Here is a 15897-nt window from a genome sequence, read left to right as displayed (position 1 = left end):
CGGTAGGATAGTGTCGTCATACTGAGTTATTGTGTTGACATGAACCAAAACGCTGAAGACCAACCAGAAACCCCGCTTCCCGCCTGGTCCGCACCGAATGCTGCGGCACTACCCGACGGCGGCGGGACGAACAACAAGATCGCCGTCTCGGCGCGCAACCTCATCTTTTGGGCACTGGGAACGCTGTTGGGCGGATGGATCGTCGCGATTGTGCTGACCTTTGTCGCGGACCCGGCCGTGCAAACCCTGGGCATCATCGTGAGCTGGTTCGGTGGGTTCGCCTGCATCGTTCTCGCGATCATTGCGGTGGTTTTCGCTTCTATCGGGCTCTCCCGCGCCCGTCGGCTCGGCGGATTGCGCAAGGGCACGGCGTTGGCCGCGCTCATCGCTGGCATCGTGATTATCATTGTGCCGCTGGTGCTTCTCGTAGCTATAGCTGTACTCAGCGCACAGATGCTGTGAGCTGACGCTCGGGTTAGTTCGACCGATGGGCGATTAGGCGACCGGGCAGTGCAGTTGGGTGCGCTCGCCGCTGCGGTCAATGTCGTGCCGCGCGATCGGCTGCTGGCAGACCGGGCAGCCGCGCACCGGCGCGGGCGCGGCAGGCAACAGGTCGGAGCCTGTTGCGCCGACCGGCGGCGGGCCGAGAATGGGGAGCAAGCGACGATTGATCCAGGCGGTGAAGCCGCCGGGGCCGCGGTTGCGTGCGGGGGAATCGTTGCCGGGTGTCATAACTGTTAGTGTACTAAGTAAATGGTTCGAGAAACAACCGGGCCGGAACGGACCGCACGGATGCCCACTCCCACGCTGGACGAGACTCTCGAGAACCCGCTTGCCCTGGATAACCAGGTCTGCTTCGCGCTCGCCATCGCGTCGCGCAACGTGATCGCCCTCTATCGGCCGATTCTGGAACCGCTCGGGCTGACGCATCCGCAGTACCTCGTCTTGCTCGCCCTCTGGGACGAAAGCCCCCGCACCTTGAAGGGCCTCAGCCACACGCTCTGTCTGGAACCGGCGACCCTGTCGCCGTTGCTGAAGCGGCTCGAAGCAACCGGATATGTGCAGCGTCAGCGCCGCCCGAACGACGAACGCACCCTCGACATCACCCTGACAGTGCGCGGCGAAGCCCTGCGACAGGTCGCCGAGACCATTCCGCCGCGGGTCGTCGCGGCGCTCAACGTGCCGGTCGAGGACCTCATCACCCTGCGCGACGCGCTGCACCGAGTGATAGCCGCCACGAGCTGAGCCGGCGGCCGGGTTGGGCCGTTAGGGGGCTCAACCCAGCCGCCGGGCGCCCGCGCCGGCATCACCGAGGGCATCGTCGGGGTTGAGCAGGCCGCACGCCTTCATCGACAGGCAGCCGCAGCCGATGCAGCCGGTCAGCTCCCGTTCGAGGCGCTCGATGCCGAGACGCCGCTCTTCGAGGGTCTTCTTCCAGCGACCGGATGCCCGCTGCCAGTCTTCCTGGGTCGGCGGCCCGTCGAGCGAGAGCGCCTCAAAGGCGTGCTGCACGTCGACGAGCGGGATGCCGAGCCGTTTCGCGACCGAAATCAGGGACACCCGGCGGATCATGTGGCGCGCGTAACGGCGCTGGTTGCCGCTCGTGCGCGCGGCGGCGATGAGTCCGAGCTGCTCGTAGAAGCGCAGAGCGGATGTGGCCACTCCCGTGCGGTCGCTCATCTCCCCGACCGTGAGCAGCTCGTCGGGCGCGTGCCGCGGCGTGGCGGCTGGCCCCGATGGATCCTCCTGTTGCGTCATGTGACCCCCGTTTTGACTTCAAGTGTACTTGAGGTTTTAGGCTCAATACATGGAACAGACAGCCGCCGCCGAAACACGAAGCCGGCAGGAACTCTTCAAGTCCGCCTTTCGCGAGCATCCAGCGGGCGTCGCGGTCATCTCCGCGATGAGCGCGGCGGGGCCGGTGGGGCTGACGGCGTCGAGCGTGGCATCCGTCGCCGTGGATCCGATGACGCTGTCGTTCTCGGTGACTCGAACGAACGGGTCAGCGGGCGGCCTGCTCGAGGCCCAGACGATCTCGGTGCACCTGCTGGGCGAGCACCATGTCGACCTCGCCGACGCGTTCGCCCGGTCGGGCGCGCCCCGGTTCACGCCGGAACAGGGCTGGAGTGCGTTCGAGGGCGGCGAACCCCTGCTCGACGATGCCCGCGCGACGCTGCTGTGCCGCGTGACCCACATCATCAAGGTGGGGTCGTCGTCGGTGGTGCTCGCCGAAGTTCTCGACATCCGCATCGGCGAACCGGCGCCGCCCCTCATCTACCACGACCGCCATTTTCGGCGCCTCGCCTGACCTTCCTCTCACCTCAACGAAAGGCATCACTATGACCGCATATACCCTGCCCGACCTGCCCTACGACTACTCCGCGCTCGCGCCGAGCATCAGCGGCAAGGTCATGGAACTGCACCACTCCAAGCACCACCAGGCCTACGTCACCGGCGCGAACAACGCCCTCGCCCAGCTCGCCGAAGCCCGCGACGCCGGCACCCTCGCCAACGTCAACAAGCTCGAGAAGGACCTCGCGTTCAACCTCGGAGGTCATGTCAACCACTCCGTCTTTTGGACGAACATGTCCCCGAACGGTGGCGACAAGCCGGTCGGCGACCTTGCCGCGGCGATCGACGACCAGTTCGGCTCCTTCGACAAGTTCGTCGCCCACTTCACCGCGACCGCGCTCGGCGTGCAGGGCTCCGGCTGGTCGGTGCTGGCGTTCGACTCCATCGCCCAGCGCCTGGTGATCTTCCAGCTCTTCGACCAGCAGGGCAACGCGCCCCTCGGCGTTGTGCCGCTGCTCATGCTCGACGTCTGGGAGCACGCCTACTACCTCGACTACCTCAACGTGCGCGCCGACTACGTCAAGGCGTTCTGGAACATCGTCGACTGGGCGAATGTGCAGGCCCGTTTCGCGGCCGCGAGCACCCAGACCGCAGGCCTGATCCGCCTGTAACTCGCCTCTCCCCGACTGCTGCCCGGCCGTTTGGCGTCGGTCTGCGGCAGTCGGGCGGCATAACTCCTGCACTTTTGTTGGGTGCCGGCGACGGATGCCCGTGATTCCGGGGCCGTTCTTTGCCTCGGACAAAAAATGCAGGAGTTATGCCGCGGGGGCGGGCTGTACCTCGAAGTCGGGCACCCGATTGAGGGCCCCCGCAACGGCAGACTGGCCGATTCGGGCGAGAAGAGCCGCGCCGAGGCCATCCCGCAGGTCGCTCGCCTCCAAGCCGTCGGCCCACAGCTCGGCAAGCCCGTTCACGAGCCCCGCCACGAACCGGTCGGCGGCGACCGCGGGCAGAGTGAGCACAGTGCTCGAGGTTCCGAGCGCCCAGCCGTTGGCGTATTGCGCCGCCACGAGCGCGGGGCCGGGGATCAGGAGCCGGGCGATCACCGCGTCGACGGTGACCCCGGGATAGAGCCACGCCGCGTCCGTTTCCGTCAGTGTGACGACGTCGGCGGCCGCGAGAAACCGCTTCACGAGCGTGCGGTCACCCGGCAGCGACGGCGAGAACGACACGATCGTCTCGTCCTCCATGGACTGCACCGTCCACAGCACGGCAGCCGTGAGCGAGGACGTGTGCAGAATGTCGACCCGCTCACCGGCCTCCGGGAGCTCGCCGATCACGCGGATCACCGGCCGCGCCCGGCTCATCGACCCGGTGTGACGATGGCCTTCAGGGCGTGCGGGTCGCGGCGGCCGATGGTGAGGGCCTCCTCCGTGTGGGCCAGTTCGAAGTGGTGGGTGATGACGGCGTCGACGTTCACGGCGCCGCGCGCGATCAGGTCGAGGGCGGTCGGGTAAGTGTTGGCGTAGCGGAAAATGCCGGTCAGGGTGATTTCCTTGCCCTGGATGAGGGGCACGTTGATGCTCACCGTGTCGGCGCCCATTCCCACGAGCACGACCCGGGCGGCCGGGGCGAGGGCCTGCATGCCGGCCGTCAGCGCGGCCTCGGCGCCCGAGCACTCGAGCAGCACGTCGAACTTGCCGTCGATGGGGGCATCCGCGCGTGATGCGCCGAGTCCCAGGGCCCGCGCGGTCTGCAGGCGAAAGTCGCTCACGTCGGTGATCAGGACGACGGATGCCCCGAACGCCTTCGCGACCTGACCCGCCAGCAGTCCGATCGGCCCGGCCCCGGTGACGAGTACCCGATCGCCGACCGAGACGCGGGCCTTGCGCGCCGCCCACACCCCCACGGACACGGGTTCGGCCATTGCGGCCTGTTCGAAGCCAAGACCGGTCGGGGCGGCGTGGGCGAAGGCGGCGTCGATCACGACGTAGGTGCTGATCGACCCGTCGACCGGTGGAGTGGCGAAGAAGACGACGCCGGGACAGAGGTTGTAGCGGCCACTCAGGCACTGCGGGCAGCGACGGCAGGGGACGCCGGGCTCGAGGGCGACGACCTCCCCAATGCGGGTGGGGGAGACGTCGCCGCCGACGCCGACGATCGTGCCGGCCGACTCGTGGCCGATGACCATCGGACTGTCGACGATGTAGGGGCCGATGCGTCCGTGCTCGTAGTAGTGCACGTCGGAGCCGCAGATGCCGACCGCGGCGATCTCGACGAGCACCTCGTGCGGAGCGGGAACGGGTACCGGGCGTGGCTCGATGCGCACGTCACGGGTGCCGTGGAGCACCGCGCTGAAGTTGGTGCGGCTCTCACGGGGTGTGGGCAGATTCATACCGGTTCGCTCCTTTGCGTGCACACCGGTGGCGGTGTCTTCTTAGGCTAGGAGAAGGTCTATCGCAGCCACTAGCGTGGGTCATGACCGATACCGGTACTTTTTTGCACGATCTGGAGAGGGGCGGAACGCGTGGTGGAGGTCTGGGTGCCCGGGAGTGCCGTGCGCGAGGTGATCCCGATGGACCCGCGGTTCTCGGCGCGCTGGCATTCCCACGACTATCCGGGACCGTTCGCGCGCTGGAACTACCACCCCGAATACGAGATTCACTACGCGCGGCGGCGCGGCGGCCGGTACATCGTGGGTGATAGTGTCGGCGTGTTCGACGCCGGCCAGCTGGTGCTGATCGGCCCGAACGTTCCGCACGACTGGATCACCGATCTGGGCGCGGGGGAGTCGATCCCGCACAGTGACCTGGTCTTTCAGTTTCGGCACGAGTGGCTCGTGCAGTGTGAGGCGGCGATGCCCGAGGTGGCCGCGCTGCATCCACTCTGGCAGCGCTCGCTGTCGGGCATCGAGTTCACCGGAGATGCCGCCCGGCTCGGCGTCGCGGCGCTGGAAAAGATCGGAACAGCAACCGGCGCCGCGCGGCTGTCGCACATCTTCGCTCTCTTCAGCGCGCTCGCCACGGCACCAGCCCCGGAGACGCGCACCCTCGCCCGGGAATGGGTGCCGCCCCTGCACGACCCGCTGGCCGCCGAAATCGTGGGCCGCAGCCTCGACTACATTCTCGAGAACATCAGCGGCACCGTGCGCCTGTCGACCGCGGCGACCCTCGCGGGCATGAGTGAGTCGGCCTTCTCCCGGTATTTCGCCCGGTCCAGCGGGCAAAATTTCACAGCGCTCGTGCGCAAGTTGCGGCTCGCGCACGCGGCGAAGCTGCTTCAGCAGACCGGTGACCCGGTCGCCCGCATCGCGCTCGAAGTGGGCTACGAGAACCTGTCGAACTTCAATCGACAGTTTTTGCGTGAGCTCCGGGAGACCCCCACGCAGTACCGCTCCCGGGTGCGGGATGCGTTGCGCCCGTAGGGTCTGATCGGGAGTTTAATAACGGATGCGTAACGGCCCGCGACTGCGCTTCCGGAAGCTAACCGAGGATGCTATTTTCGTACTGCCACCCCTGAAAGGGGGCGGATACAACTACGATTTTGTGAATCTCTGCCGTGGACCCGGCGGACCGGCACGTGAGGTAGCTATGTCGAGTTTCGTGTCGCCGGAGCCGGGTGCGAGCGGGTCCGGGGCGAGCGGGTCCGATCCGAGCCAGCGGCAATTGATGAACCTGCTGGTGGCCGGCGACCAGGCCGCGTTCGGAGAAATCTACGACCAGCTCAACCTCGCCACGTTCGCGATCTGCCGACACCACCTGGGCACGCCCGATGCCGTGGACGAGGCCATGCGCGGACTGTGGCTGTACATCTGGCAGAACGCAGCGATGCTCGCGGGGCTGGACGGCTCGCCGTGGTCGATCATCATCGCGACGGCCGAGCACCACGCCCAGTTCCACGCCCGCACCGAGTCCCTGGCGCGCGAGCACAGCGTCGCCTAGGCGGCCCACGCCGTCGAGATCGATCCGAACTCGGCGTCTACCGGGTCGGAAAGTCGGGGCAGCCTCTACCATGACGTCATGAACGCGCCGAGGGATCCCGCCGTAACTACCCCGCCCCGCGCCCGCTGGTTGACTCGCCATTGGCTGCCGGTGACGGGTTTGGGCGCCGTAGCACTGGCGGTGGTGCTCGGCGCCCTCATCGCGGCACGCACGGACGGGCCGCTCGCCGTGGACACGGCCTGGCTCGGTCTGCTCAACCAGAACCGCTCCGTGGCCGGGGATGTCGTCGCGGACACCCTCGCGGTGCTCGGCGGCGGGATCGTGGCGTCCCTCCTGATTCCCGGCGCGATCATCGTGGCGCTGCTCCTGGTTCGACGTCGCTGGGGCGCTGCGTACGTGCTGATCGCGACGGTGCTGGCCGGGGCATCCGTGCAAATACTGAAGCAGCTCCTCGGCCGGGACCGGCCGATGAACGTGCTGACCACCCTCGATTATGGATCCTTTCCCTCTGGCCACGTGGCCAACGCGGCGGTCGTGGCCACGGTGCTGGCCCTGCTCGTTCCGCGTGTCTGGGTGTGGGTCGTCGGCGGTGTCTACACGATCCTGATGATGCTCAGTCGCACCTATCTGGGCGCACACTGGCTGAGCGACGCGGTTGGCGCGGTGCTTCTGGCCGTCGGGGTCGCGCTGCTCGTCTGGACCCCGCTCGCCGCACGAATCGAGGGAGAGCGGGCTCTCTCGGCCGGGCAGCCGGCGGTCTGGCACACCTTCTGGGCCCGACATGCGGGGCTCGTGGTGCACCACGACCATGACGCGGATGCCCGGCGTCGCCTCGTTCGCACCGCCGTCACTGTTGCGTCGCTCGGCGCCACGGTGTGTGTGGCGCTGCTGGTCTCGGTGCTGGGGAGTACCGGGCTGACCATCATGGATGTTCCGGCGCAGAACCTCGTGCTGTCCTGGCGCTCGGCCGAGCTGACCGGCATCATGATCGCCCTGGCGATCGTGTTCGGCCCGGTCGTCCTGCCGATCATCGTGCTGGTGGTGGCCGTCGGCTGGGGAATCACCAGTCGGCATGCCTGGCGGCCCGCGCTGCTCGTCGCCGGGATGGCGTTCGGGGTGGTGCTCGGCCAGGTCGTCGGTCGGGCCGTCGACCGGCAGCGCCCGCCGGTCGATCTGATGCTCTTCGGAGCGGACGCGTCGTTCAGCTTCCCGTCGGGTCACGTGCTCGGGGCCGCCGACTTTGCGCTCATCACGACCTATCTCGTGCTGTCCCGGCGGCCGAGTCGGCGCGGAACGGTGATCGGCTCGGCCGTCGCCGCGCTGGGCATCGTTCTCGCCGCGCTGAGCCGCGTCTATCTGGGGTACCACTGGGTGACGGATGTCCTCACATCCGTCGCGCTGGCGCTGATCGTTCTCGGGTGCGTGATCATCGTCGATGTCTGGTGGGGCGCTCGCTCAGAGCCGGGCGCGCCAGGCGCGAGCGAAGCAATACCCGCCGTAGGCCATGAGCCCGACGCTGATCGTGCCTAAAACCAGACCGCCGTAGGGCAGGGCGATGAGGCTCTTGAGAGCGCCGTCAAGGCCGCTGGACTTGCTCGGATCGAGGGTGACAGCGGCGATCACGACGAGCACGCCCACGACTGCGAGTGCGATGCCCTTGGCGACGTAGCCCACGACACCGAGGGCGATGATGGCCCGGCCAGTGGTCCCGCCCGGCACGGAGATGTCCTCGGTGAATTTCTGGCGCGCACCCTTCTGCACGAAGTAGACGGCGATCGCCAGCACACCCAGGCCCACGACTACGAGCAGCACCACGCCACCCGGAGCCGCCAACAGCTGGGCGCTGGCGTCGCTGGCGCTCGCCGACGAACTCGTCGACCCGCCGGAGGCAAAGGTGGAGGCAGTGGCGGCGAGCAGAAAGTACACGACGGCCTTGCCGATCTCGCTCGCTCGATGGGACCATTTTTTCTTCGGATCGCCACCCTTCAGCAGGAATGCACTGAGCAGCAGCCACAGCCCGAGGGCGGCGAGTCCGACCACGACCGTCCAGAGCACGAACACCCCGCCGGGGCTGCTCGCGAGCTGGCCGAGGGCGCCGGACTGGTCTGCGCTCTCGCCGCCGCTGCCACCGAGGGCTACGGCAATCGCGATGCCGGCGATGAGGATGTGCAGCAGGCCGTTCACGGCATACCCCAACCGGGCCAGGGCCTGCAGGGCTCCGCTGTTCTGGGCGGAACGGGCGAGGTCAGACGTCGAGTCGATTTTCACAGCGTCAACTTTTTCACAGGGTCATCATAGGTCGGATGCCGGGCACTGGTGGCGGTTCCCGCACGATTCACCGGTCTGGATCCGGCATAACTCCTGCGCGTTCTGTGGAACCTGCGCCCAGTTGCGATAATTCGCATGCCGCCGCGGTGCGGAGCAGGAGTTATGCGGCGCAGTCCGCTCTAACGCTCGGCCAGGCGGGCCGTGAGCAGGGCGGACTCCTGCGTGAGCAGGGCGGCGAGAAACTGCTGCCGGTCGGGACGAAAGCGCGGCTCGATGCCGGTCAGTGACAGTGCCCAGGCCGGACGACCGGCCCGGTCGAACACCGCGGCACCCATGCCCCAGCTCCCTTCCAGGACCAGACCGGGGTTCAGCGCCCAGCCACGGTCGCGGGTCGCCCGCACATTCAGACGGATGCTCCCTGCCGCGTTCTGCGCGCCCCACCGCTCGGTCAGCCCCGCCTGCGCGCGGAGTACCTCGTCGACCTCGGTGTCGGGCAGGGCCGACAGGATGGCGAGGCCGGCCGACGCCACCCCGAGCGGGAACCGCACACCCTCGTGCAGCACGAACGAGCGCACCGGAAAACTGCCCTCCTCCCGCATCAGGCAGACCGTCTCCAGTCCTCGCCGGATCGACAGGAAAGCGCTCTCCCCGGTGGCGTCGGCGAGCCGCTGCAGTGCCGGGCGGGCGAGCTCGTCGACCGGATAGCGCGGTGCGGCGACGGTTCCCATCACGAAGATCTCCGGGCCGTAGCGCCAGGTGTGGCTGGCCGGATCCAGCACGAGCAGGCCCTCGGCGGCGAGAGAACTGAGCAGGCGATGCACCGTGGGTCGGGTGAGCCCGGAGTCGCGAACGATGTCGGCGAGCGGGGAGCCGTTCGGGTCGCGGCCGACGAGCCGCAAGAGCTGGGCGATGCGGCTGACGACCTGGGCGCCCGCGACGGGCGGGGCGGTGGCGCTGAGTTCGGCAAAATCCGGCACGAGGCTCCTGTCTATATTGTGGACAAGTCTAGCGCAGATGGAACAACTATTGACAAGAAAACTCCGACCGCAATAGGCTGACGAGCGAAAGCGCGGTCTATATTATGGACAGCATGCGGCCCGCGGATCAGCGTCAGTCAGGGCGACCACCCGGCAACACCGACTCAATGAGGAGATTTTCGTGTCCAAAGTTCAGGCACACGCAGCCGAAGCGCTGCAGGGCATACTGCGAGACGGGATGGTGCTCGCCGTTGGCGGGTTCGGTCTCTGCGGAATTCCGAGCGCGCTGATCAACGCGGTGCGCGACTCCGGGGTGGGCGACCTCACCGTGGTCAGCAACAACATGGGCGTCGACGGCAAGGGCCTCGGCGTGCTGCTCGAGGCCGGCCAGGTGCGCAAGGTCATCGCGAGCTACGTCGGCGAGAACAAGCTCTTCGCCGAACAGTTTCTGGCCGGCTCGCTCGAGGTGGAATTCAGCCCGCAGGGCACCCTCGCCGAACGGCTGCGGGCGGGCGGTGCCGGAATCCCGGCGTTCTACACCAAGACCGGGGTGGGCACCCTGATCGCGGTGGGCAAGCCGCACGCCGACTTCGACGGTGTGCGCTACGTGCAGGAACGCGGCATCGTCGCCGATGTCGCCCTGGTGCACGCCTACCTCGCCGATACCGACGGCAATCTCGTTTACCGAAACACCGCCCGCAACTTCAACCCGCTCGTGGCGACCTCGGGCGTGATCACGATCGCCGAGGCCGAGCACCTGGTGCAGCCGGGGGAGATCGATCCGAACCATGTCGTAACGCCGGGCGTCTATGTGCAACGCCTGATTCTGGTCGAGAACCCGGTCAAGGACATCGAACAGCGCACCGTGCGGCCCCGGCTGGCTGTCGCCGGCGTCTGACCCATTTCCCACCGAGATCAAGGAGCAGAACCATGGCGTGGACCCGAGACGAAATGGCGGCCATCGCGGCCGAAGAACTCACCGACGGCGACTATGTGAATCTGGGCATCGGCATCCCGACCCTTGTCGCCAATAATCTGCCCGAGGGAATCCGAGTGACCCTGCAGAGCGAGAACGGCCTGCTCGGCATGGGCCCGTTCCCCTACGAGGGCGAGGAAGACGCCGACACCATCAACGCCGGAAAGCAGACCGTGACCGTGCTGCCCGGCGGGTCGATTTTCGATTCTGCGACCTCGTTCGGCATGATCCGCGGCGGGCATGTGAAGGTCGCGATCCTCGGCGCGATGCAGGTTTCCGGCGCCGGCGACCTCGCCAACTGGACGATCCCCGGCAAGATGGTCAAGGGCATGGGCGGCGCCATGGACCTCGTCGCCGGCACCCCGCGCGTCGTCGTGCTGACCGAACACGTCGCCCGCGACGGCTCGGCGAAGATCGTCACGGAGTGCAGCCTGCCGCTGACCGGCGTGAAGGTTGTCGACCGGATCGTGAGCGACCTCGCTGTTTTCGACGTGACCGCTGACGGGCTCGTGCTCTGCAGGCTCGCGCCCGGGGTCACGGTCGAGACGATTCGCGGCTGCACCGAGCCCGACTTCACCCTCGCCCCCGGGCTGGTCGAAATCGCCGCCTGAGCCGCGCTCGAGGCGCGCGGGGTGAAAACAGGATGGATTGCGCATCCGGTGCCCGATGCAGGACGAATCGGCCCGGTCTGAGGCTTCCATCCTGCTTTCGCCACGCTGGCCCGGGCGTCGGTGCCGTCTGCGATGATCGAGGCATGAGATGGCTGGCCGCCGAACCGATCGAATCCGAGCGACTGCGGCTCGAGCCGCTCACCGTGCGGCACGGTACACGCATGGTCAGCGTGCTGGCCGATCCCAGTATCTATCACTTCATGGGCGGCGAGCCGCCGTCGGCCCTGACCCTCGCCAGGCAGTACCGCCGACAGGTGGTCGGGCATTCCCCCGACGGATGCATCGGCTGGCTGAACTGGATCGTCACGCTCGCCGAGACGGAGACCCCGATCGGGGTCGTGCAGGCGACCCTGCTGGAACGGTCTCAGGCTGCCGCTGATCTCTCCTGGGTGATCACTCCGGCTCAGCAGGGCCGGGGTTACGCGACGGAAGCCGCAACCGTCTTGGTCGGGTGGTTGAACGAGCACGGTGTTACCGGGTTTGCCGCCAACATCCATCCAGAGCACGGCGCCTCAGGGGCGGTCGCCCGCAGGCTCGGGCTGCATCCCACGGCTGTGGTCGTCGACGGCGAGGTGCGCTGGGAATCCTGACCCGGCGCACCCCGTCGGTGGCCACCCGCGGCCGCGGCTCGGTCAGTCGGTCAGTCGGTGAAAGCGGTCCAGCATCGCGACCAGTTCGGGCGCGGGGCGGGAGCGGGCGGCATCCGCTTCGGGGAACAGCACGGTGATCTGCGGTCCGATCTCGCGCTGCACGGCGGCGGCGAGTTCGTGGCCCACGACCAGGTATTCGACGTATGGTGCGAGCCCGGCGATGTTCCAGGCCTGCAGTCGTGCGGTGAGTTCCGCGGATAGTCCGAGGGCCGCGGGCTCGAGACGGTCATCGGTCAGGCCGAACAGGGGCGAGCGGTCCGCGAGCGGGGACCCGGGGGAGCCGGCGCGCAGCAGGATGCGGGTGGGCATCCGCTGCGGCTGCCAGGTGAGGGCCGCGACGTCGATCCCGGCGCCGGCCGCCTCGATCTCGGCGTCGTCCATCTTCACAATCTGCTGCACGACCGAGCCCGGCGGGTGATCGGGCATGGTGAGCGGCTTCAGCATGCCGTTCTGCCGCGCCATGAACTGCACCGACCCTGACCCCGTCGGTGCAGCGGTCGGCCGTGGAATCCGCGACAGCTCAGAGTCATCCTCCCGGTACAAGACCAGCACCCGGTGGCCGAACGCGCGCTGCAGGGCGGCGGCCAGCAGGTGCCCGTCGATCACGAAGTCGAGGTGTTCCTGCTCGGACGGCCATTCGAATTCGCTGCCCATCAGTCGCTCAAAACGCTGGTTATACGCTGCCAGGCGCGCCTCGAGGTCGGGCGGCAGGCCGAGGTCGCCCGGTTCGAACGGGCCGAAGGTCTTGTCCGGCGAGGGGGAGCGGTCCCACAGCGGCAGCGTCACCGTGTACTCCTCCATCAGGATCACCCGGGTGGGATACGCGTCAAGTTCCATGACCCGACTCTACCGACGGGCATCCGCTGCCATGCCCCAGCGACGGGCGGCACAACTCCTGCAGATTGTGTGGCGCCGCCAACGGAGCCGCGGAACGACGCGGATGTTTTGGGTGCGCGCCACAAATTGCAGGAGTTATGCGGCGTCGACCCCGCCAGCCACGAGGGCAGGGAAGACCCAGTCGGCCAGGAGCGGGGCGAGCGGGGTGTGGGGTGCCGCGGAATTCGCTGGATGTACCCAGCGCACCTCGGCGATCTCGCCCGAGGCGACCGGAGTGATGCGGGCCGCGCTCAGGTAGATCGTCGCGTCGATGCTGGTGTTGGCCTCATTGGCCGCGGATGCCGTGAACTCGCCGAGCAGCACGAGCTCACCCGGTGCCAGCTCGATTCCGATCTCCTCGCTGACCTCGCGCACGGCGGCGGCCAGCGCCGCCTCCCCGGACTCGAGCTTGCCGCCGGGCAGCATCCACGCGCTCGTGCCCTGCTTGCGTACCGTGAGCACCTCGCCCCTTTCGTTGCGAAAGCAGACGGCAGCGACGACGAGCGTGGGGGAGAGCATGAGTCCACGCTAGCAACCGGGCGCCGGACCGGAGGGTGTCGAAAACCGGACGAATGGGGCATCCGTTGCCGAAAACAGGACGAATTGCACGTTTCGGCGCCGTGGATCCTGCTTTCGCCGCGCCGACGCCGGCTCGCCTGCCACCATGGGGTATGTCTTTTCTTAGCCAAATCATCGTGGAGACCACCGATTCCTCAACCAATTGGACGCTCAACGGCTGGGTCTGGTTCGCCCTGGCCCTCGTCAACGCGGGGCTCGCCGAGCAGAAGAACCGTTCCCGGCTGGCCTGGTTCCTCGGGTCGATCCTGCTCGGCCCGATCGCGACGGCCCTGATCGTGATGATGGGGCGACCAACGGAGGCCCCGGCCCCCACCCTCCACCCGTTCAGTGACAGGGCAGACCGTTACTTCTCCCTCGCCGGGGTGACGTCGATCCTGACGCTCGGAGTCATCTTCCTGACCTTCCTCGGCACGACCTGGTACCAGTTGGCGGGCGGAGTGGTCGCCGGCATCGTGGGCATGACGCTCTCCGCGGTCTTCGTCGTGCGGTATTACCGGGTGCGCAGCGCCTCCCGTGCGCAACCGCACCAGATCGGGTCGGAACCTGCCGCGGCGGCGTCACACGCTGAGTCCGAGGCGCCGCAGGGCTAGGGGTTCTTCGGCGTCTTCTGGGTCACCCGGTGCGGCAGCCCCTCGCTGTTATAGGTGATCCACTCGCCGGTTTGCTCGCCGTGAGTGAAATTGCCTGACCGCATCTTCGTGCCGTCGAGGCGAAACCATTCCCAGTAACCCTCCTGAACCCCGTCGATCTGGGGACCGCGGGCCCGCACGCTGCCGGCGCGGTGGTACTCAATGTGCTCCGATGCCTCGCTCATGCCCACCATATTAACCCGCGGCCGCGTCGTGCAGCCGCTGGAGCAGCGAGGCGAGTTGGGCCTGCTCCTCGACGTTCAGAACGGCCGTGATGGCAAGCTCCGTGGACACGTGGTCGGGCAGGGCGGTTTCGACGAGCCGGCGGCCGGCATCCGTCAACGACACGAGAGTGCCCCGGCCATCGTTCGGGTTCGTCTGCCGGGCCACGAGTCCGCGGCCTTCGAGCTTGTTCAGCCGCTGCGCGACCGCGCTCGTGGAGATCATGGAATCGCGAGCCAGGGCTGCCGGAGCCAGGCGGTAGGGCGCGCCGGTGCGCAGCAGGGTCGCGAGCACATCGAATGACGACGCGTCCAGGTCGTGGCGGGCAAAGGTATCGGCCAGGCGGGCCTCGACGGCCAGCGCGGTGCGGCTCAGGCGGCCGATCAGGGCCATCGGGGAGACGTCGAGTTCGGGCTTCTCAACGTTCCACTGGGCGAGGATGCGGTCCACGTGATCGGTCATGGAGTCACCCTAGCAATTCGCTAAGCACTTAGCTATTATGGCTAAGTGCTTAGCAATCGACGACTTCTCCTGGCAGTGACCGCCCTCGCGCCGGCCCTGTGGGGCACGACCTATCTCACGACGACCGCGCTGCTGCCGCCGGATCGCCCGCTGCTCGCGGCAACCCTGCGCGCGCTGCCGGCCGGACTGCTGCTGCTGCTGATCTGCCGCCGCCTGCCCGTCGGAGCCTGGTGGTGGAAGTCCTGGCTGCTCGGGGTGCTCAATATCGGCGCCTTCTTTGCGCTGCTCTTCGTGGCGGCCTACCGGCTGCCGGGTGGGGTTGCCGCAATTGTCGGCGGGCTCCAACCGCTGGTGATCGCCCTGCTCGCCAGCCGGGTGCTGCACGAACGGCTCACGAAGCGGGTCCTCGTGGCGGGCGCAACCGGGGTGCTCGGCGTGGCGCTGATCGTGCTGCAGGCCCAGGCCCGGCTTGACCCTTTCGGGCTGCTGGCGGCCGTCGGGGGAACGGTGGCGATGGCTTGCGGAATCGTGCTCGCCAAGAAATGGGGCCAGCCGGCGCCGCCGCTCACCACCACCGCCTGGCAATTGGTGACCGGGGGGCTGACACTGCTCGCCGTGCTGCTGATCGTCGAGGGACTGCCGACCGAGCCGCTGACCGCGACCAATCTCGCGGGCTACGCCTACCTGTCGGTTGTCGGCACGGCCTTCGCCTATGTGGTGTGGTTTCGTGGCCTCGCCCGGTTGCCGGCCGGCACGACCGCGTTCCTCGGGCTGCTCAGCCCGGTGGTGGCGATCCTGCTCGGCTGGGGCCTGGCCGGCGAGGTGCTCGGGGTATGGCAGGTGCTGGGCATCGTGGTGGTGCTCGCGTCGATTGCCGCCGCGGTCGGGCGACCGCGGGCATCCGCTTGTCGGGGCGGTCATCTCCCCCACGCGACGGATGTCCCGCCCCGGGCCCGTCGATACGGTGGGAGAACGCGGTCGGCGGGTGAGCCGGTGCCGCGACTTGACCGCCGAGAGAGAGCCGGGAACACCCATGCGACCTGACCGCTGCCGCACGTTCCAGCCGACACGAGACCGATCATGAGCACCGAAGGCAACATCCCGTACCTCTATAAGAGCGCGTTCGGGGCCTGGTTCATCTTGCTCGGGGGCGTGTTCTGCACACTCCTCGGGCTGTACTTCGCGGTGGCCGCCCTGGTCTATTCTGAGTCTGCCTACGGCTGGGCCGGCCTGCTCGTGATCGTGTTCGGCGTTCTCTGCCTGTATCTCGGCGGTGGAAGCCTGCGCGGGAAACACCGCGATGTGGTCGACGGGTTTCGCGCGCCCCCTTCGCGTCAGCAATAGCAGCGCCGCG

The 15897-nt window shown here is 67.8% G+C and carries 23 protein-coding genes; 13 read left to right on the top strand and 10 right to left on the bottom strand.

Annotated features, from left to right (window positions below; genetic code table 11):
• Positions 1-39: 39 nt before the first annotated feature.
• Positions 40-462 carry a hypothetical protein gene (locus D6T64_RS08880; RefSeq protein ID WP_119974362.1) on the top strand — a complete coding sequence of 141 codons (423 nt, stop codon included), beginning with the start codon at positions 40-42 and terminating at the stop codon, positions 460-462.
• Between the two features lie 33 nt (positions 463-495).
• On the opposite strand, the gene D6T64_RS08875 is transcribed toward D6T64_RS08880, so the two are convergent.
• A complete protein-coding gene (locus D6T64_RS08875; protein WP_119974360.1) occupies positions 496-732 on the bottom strand; it encodes a hypothetical protein in 237 nt (78 codons plus the stop codon).
• A 60-nt stretch (positions 733-792) separates the two neighbouring features.
• Here D6T64_RS08875 and D6T64_RS08870 point away from each other — a divergent pair, with 60 nt between their 5' ends.
• Positions 793-1245 carry a MarR family winged helix-turn-helix transcriptional regulator gene (locus D6T64_RS08870; RefSeq protein WP_119974358.1) on the top strand — a complete coding sequence of 151 codons (453 nt, stop codon included), beginning with the start codon at positions 793-795 and terminating at the stop codon, positions 1243-1245.
• Positions 1246-1275: 30 nt separating this feature from the next.
• Here D6T64_RS08870 and soxR read toward each other — a convergent pair whose 3' ends face one another.
• Entirely contained in the window at positions 1276-1758 is a 483-nt protein-coding gene (gene soxR, locus D6T64_RS08865; protein ID WP_119974356.1) for a redox-sensitive transcriptional activator SoxR, read from the bottom strand.
• A 49-nt stretch (positions 1759-1807) separates the two neighbouring features.
• Between soxR and D6T64_RS08860 the strand changes: the two genes are divergently transcribed.
• Positions 1808-2308: a flavin reductase family protein gene (locus D6T64_RS08860; protein ID WP_119974353.1), complete on the top strand. Its 501-nt coding sequence runs from the start codon at positions 1808-1810 to the stop codon at positions 2306-2308.
• A gap of 31 nt (positions 2309-2339) precedes the next feature.
• A complete protein-coding gene (locus D6T64_RS08855; RefSeq protein WP_119974351.1) occupies positions 2340-2963 on the top strand; it encodes a superoxide dismutase in 624 nt (207 codons plus the stop codon).
• Between the two features lie 144 nt (positions 2964-3107).
• On the opposite strand, the gene D6T64_RS08850 is transcribed toward D6T64_RS08855, so the two are convergent.
• Positions 3108-3659 (bottom strand): carbohydrate kinase family protein, encoded by a 552-nt coding sequence (locus tag D6T64_RS08850; protein WP_119974349.1) that lies wholly within the window; start codon positions 3657-3659, stop codon positions 3108-3110.
• Positions 3656-4687, bottom strand: a complete 1032-nt coding sequence (locus D6T64_RS08845) for an NAD(P)-dependent alcohol dehydrogenase (protein WP_119974347.1) — start codon at positions 4685-4687, stop codon at positions 3656-3658. Before D6T64_RS08845 ends, D6T64_RS08850 begins: the two co-directional genes overlap by 4 nt.
• Positions 4688-4834: 147 nt before the next feature.
• Here D6T64_RS08845 and D6T64_RS08840 point away from each other — a divergent pair, with 147 nt between their 5' ends.
• From D6T64_RS08840 to D6T64_RS08830, 3 genes are all read left to right on the top strand, one after another.
• Complete coding sequence (locus D6T64_RS08840) at positions 4835-5716, top strand: AraC family transcriptional regulator (protein WP_233550963.1); 882 nt, start codon at positions 4835-4837, stop codon at positions 5714-5716.
• Positions 5717-5960: 244 nt separating this feature from the next.
• Complete coding sequence (locus tag D6T64_RS08835; protein ID WP_119974344.1) at positions 5961-6233, top strand: hypothetical protein; 273 nt, start codon at positions 5961-5963, stop codon at positions 6231-6233.
• 78 nt (positions 6234-6311) lie between these two features.
• The gene (locus D6T64_RS08830; protein WP_119974342.1) at positions 6312-7763 is read left to right on the top strand and encodes a phosphatase PAP2 family protein; all 1452 of its coding nucleotides are present in this window, start codon (positions 6312-6314) and stop codon (positions 7761-7763) included.
• Here D6T64_RS08830 and D6T64_RS08825 read toward each other — a convergent pair.
• Together D6T64_RS08825 and D6T64_RS08820 are read right to left on the bottom strand one after the other, a co-directional pair.
• On the bottom strand, positions 7689-8501 hold the full coding sequence (locus D6T64_RS08825; RefSeq protein ID WP_325049785.1) for a DUF1206 domain-containing protein: 813 nt from the start codon (positions 8499-8501) through the stop codon (positions 7689-7691). The two genes, D6T64_RS08830 and D6T64_RS08825, sit on opposite strands and share 75 nt — an antisense overlap.
• A gap of 179 nt (positions 8502-8680) precedes the next feature.
• On the bottom strand, positions 8681-9478 hold the full coding sequence (locus D6T64_RS08820) for an IclR family transcriptional regulator (RefSeq protein WP_119974340.1): 798 nt from the start codon (positions 9476-9478) through the stop codon (positions 8681-8683).
• A 181-nt stretch (positions 9479-9659) separates the two neighbouring features.
• On the opposite strand from D6T64_RS08820, the gene D6T64_RS08815 reads away from it, so the two are divergent.
• From D6T64_RS08815 to D6T64_RS08805, 3 genes are all read left to right on the top strand, one after another.
• Positions 9660-10376 (top strand): CoA transferase subunit A, encoded by a 717-nt coding sequence (locus tag D6T64_RS08815; protein WP_119974338.1) that lies wholly within the window; start codon positions 9660-9662, stop codon positions 10374-10376.
• Positions 10377-10408: 32 nt separating this feature from the next.
• Positions 10409-11065: a CoA transferase subunit B gene (locus tag D6T64_RS08810; RefSeq protein ID WP_119974336.1), complete on the top strand. Its 657-nt coding sequence runs from the start codon at positions 10409-10411 to the stop codon at positions 11063-11065.
• 143 nt (positions 11066-11208) lie between these two features.
• Positions 11209-11715: a GNAT family N-acetyltransferase gene (locus tag D6T64_RS08805; RefSeq protein WP_119974333.1), complete on the top strand. Its 507-nt coding sequence runs from the start codon at positions 11209-11211 to the stop codon at positions 11713-11715.
• 42 nt (positions 11716-11757) lie between these two features.
• On the opposite strand, the gene D6T64_RS08800 is transcribed toward D6T64_RS08805, so the two are convergent.
• Both D6T64_RS08800 and D6T64_RS08795 read right to left on the bottom strand, forming a co-directional pair.
• Positions 11758-12612, bottom strand: coding sequence for a hypothetical protein (locus D6T64_RS08800; protein ID WP_119974331.1), 855 nt, complete (start codon positions 12610-12612; stop codon positions 11758-11760).
• A gap of 135 nt (positions 12613-12747) precedes the next feature.
• Complete coding sequence (locus D6T64_RS08795; protein ID WP_119974329.1) at positions 12748-13170, bottom strand: NUDIX hydrolase; 423 nt, start codon at positions 13168-13170, stop codon at positions 12748-12750.
• A gap of 152 nt (positions 13171-13322) precedes the next feature.
• Here D6T64_RS08795 and D6T64_RS08790 point away from each other — a divergent pair, with 152 nt between their 5' ends.
• Entirely contained in the window at positions 13323-13820 is a 498-nt protein-coding gene (locus D6T64_RS08790) for a hypothetical protein (RefSeq protein WP_147364511.1), read from the top strand.
• Here the strand turns inward: D6T64_RS08790 and D6T64_RS08785 are convergent.
• Both D6T64_RS08785 and D6T64_RS08780 read right to left on the bottom strand, forming a co-directional pair.
• Entirely contained in the window at positions 13817-14044 is a 228-nt protein-coding gene (locus tag D6T64_RS08785) for a toxin-antitoxin system YwqK family antitoxin (protein WP_119974408.1), read from the bottom strand. The genes D6T64_RS08790 and D6T64_RS08785 overlap by 4 nt on opposite strands.
• A gap of 10 nt (positions 14045-14054) precedes the next feature.
• Positions 14055-14543: a MarR family winged helix-turn-helix transcriptional regulator gene (locus tag D6T64_RS08780; protein ID WP_119974324.1), complete on the bottom strand. Its 489-nt coding sequence runs from the start codon at positions 14541-14543 to the stop codon at positions 14055-14057.
• Between the two features lie 45 nt (positions 14544-14588).
• Between D6T64_RS08780 and D6T64_RS08775 the strand changes: the two genes are divergently transcribed.
• Entirely contained in the window at positions 14589-15587 is a 999-nt protein-coding gene (locus tag D6T64_RS08775; RefSeq protein WP_119974322.1) for an EamA family transporter, read from the top strand.
• A 36-nt stretch (positions 15588-15623) separates the two neighbouring features.
• Positions 15624-15887: a hypothetical protein gene (locus D6T64_RS08770; RefSeq protein ID WP_119974320.1), complete on the top strand. Its 264-nt coding sequence runs from the start codon at positions 15624-15626 to the stop codon at positions 15885-15887.
• The last annotated feature ends 10 nt before the right edge of the window (positions 15888-15897 follow it).

The sequence above is a fragment of the Cryobacterium melibiosiphilum genome (genome assembly GCF_003602235.1).
Taxonomy (GTDB): Bacteria; Actinomycetota; Actinomycetes; order Actinomycetales; family Microbacteriaceae; genus Cryobacterium; species Cryobacterium melibiosiphilum.
Note: the sequence above shows the minus strand (reverse complement) of the source record. Positions and strands in the feature narration are given on the sequence as shown.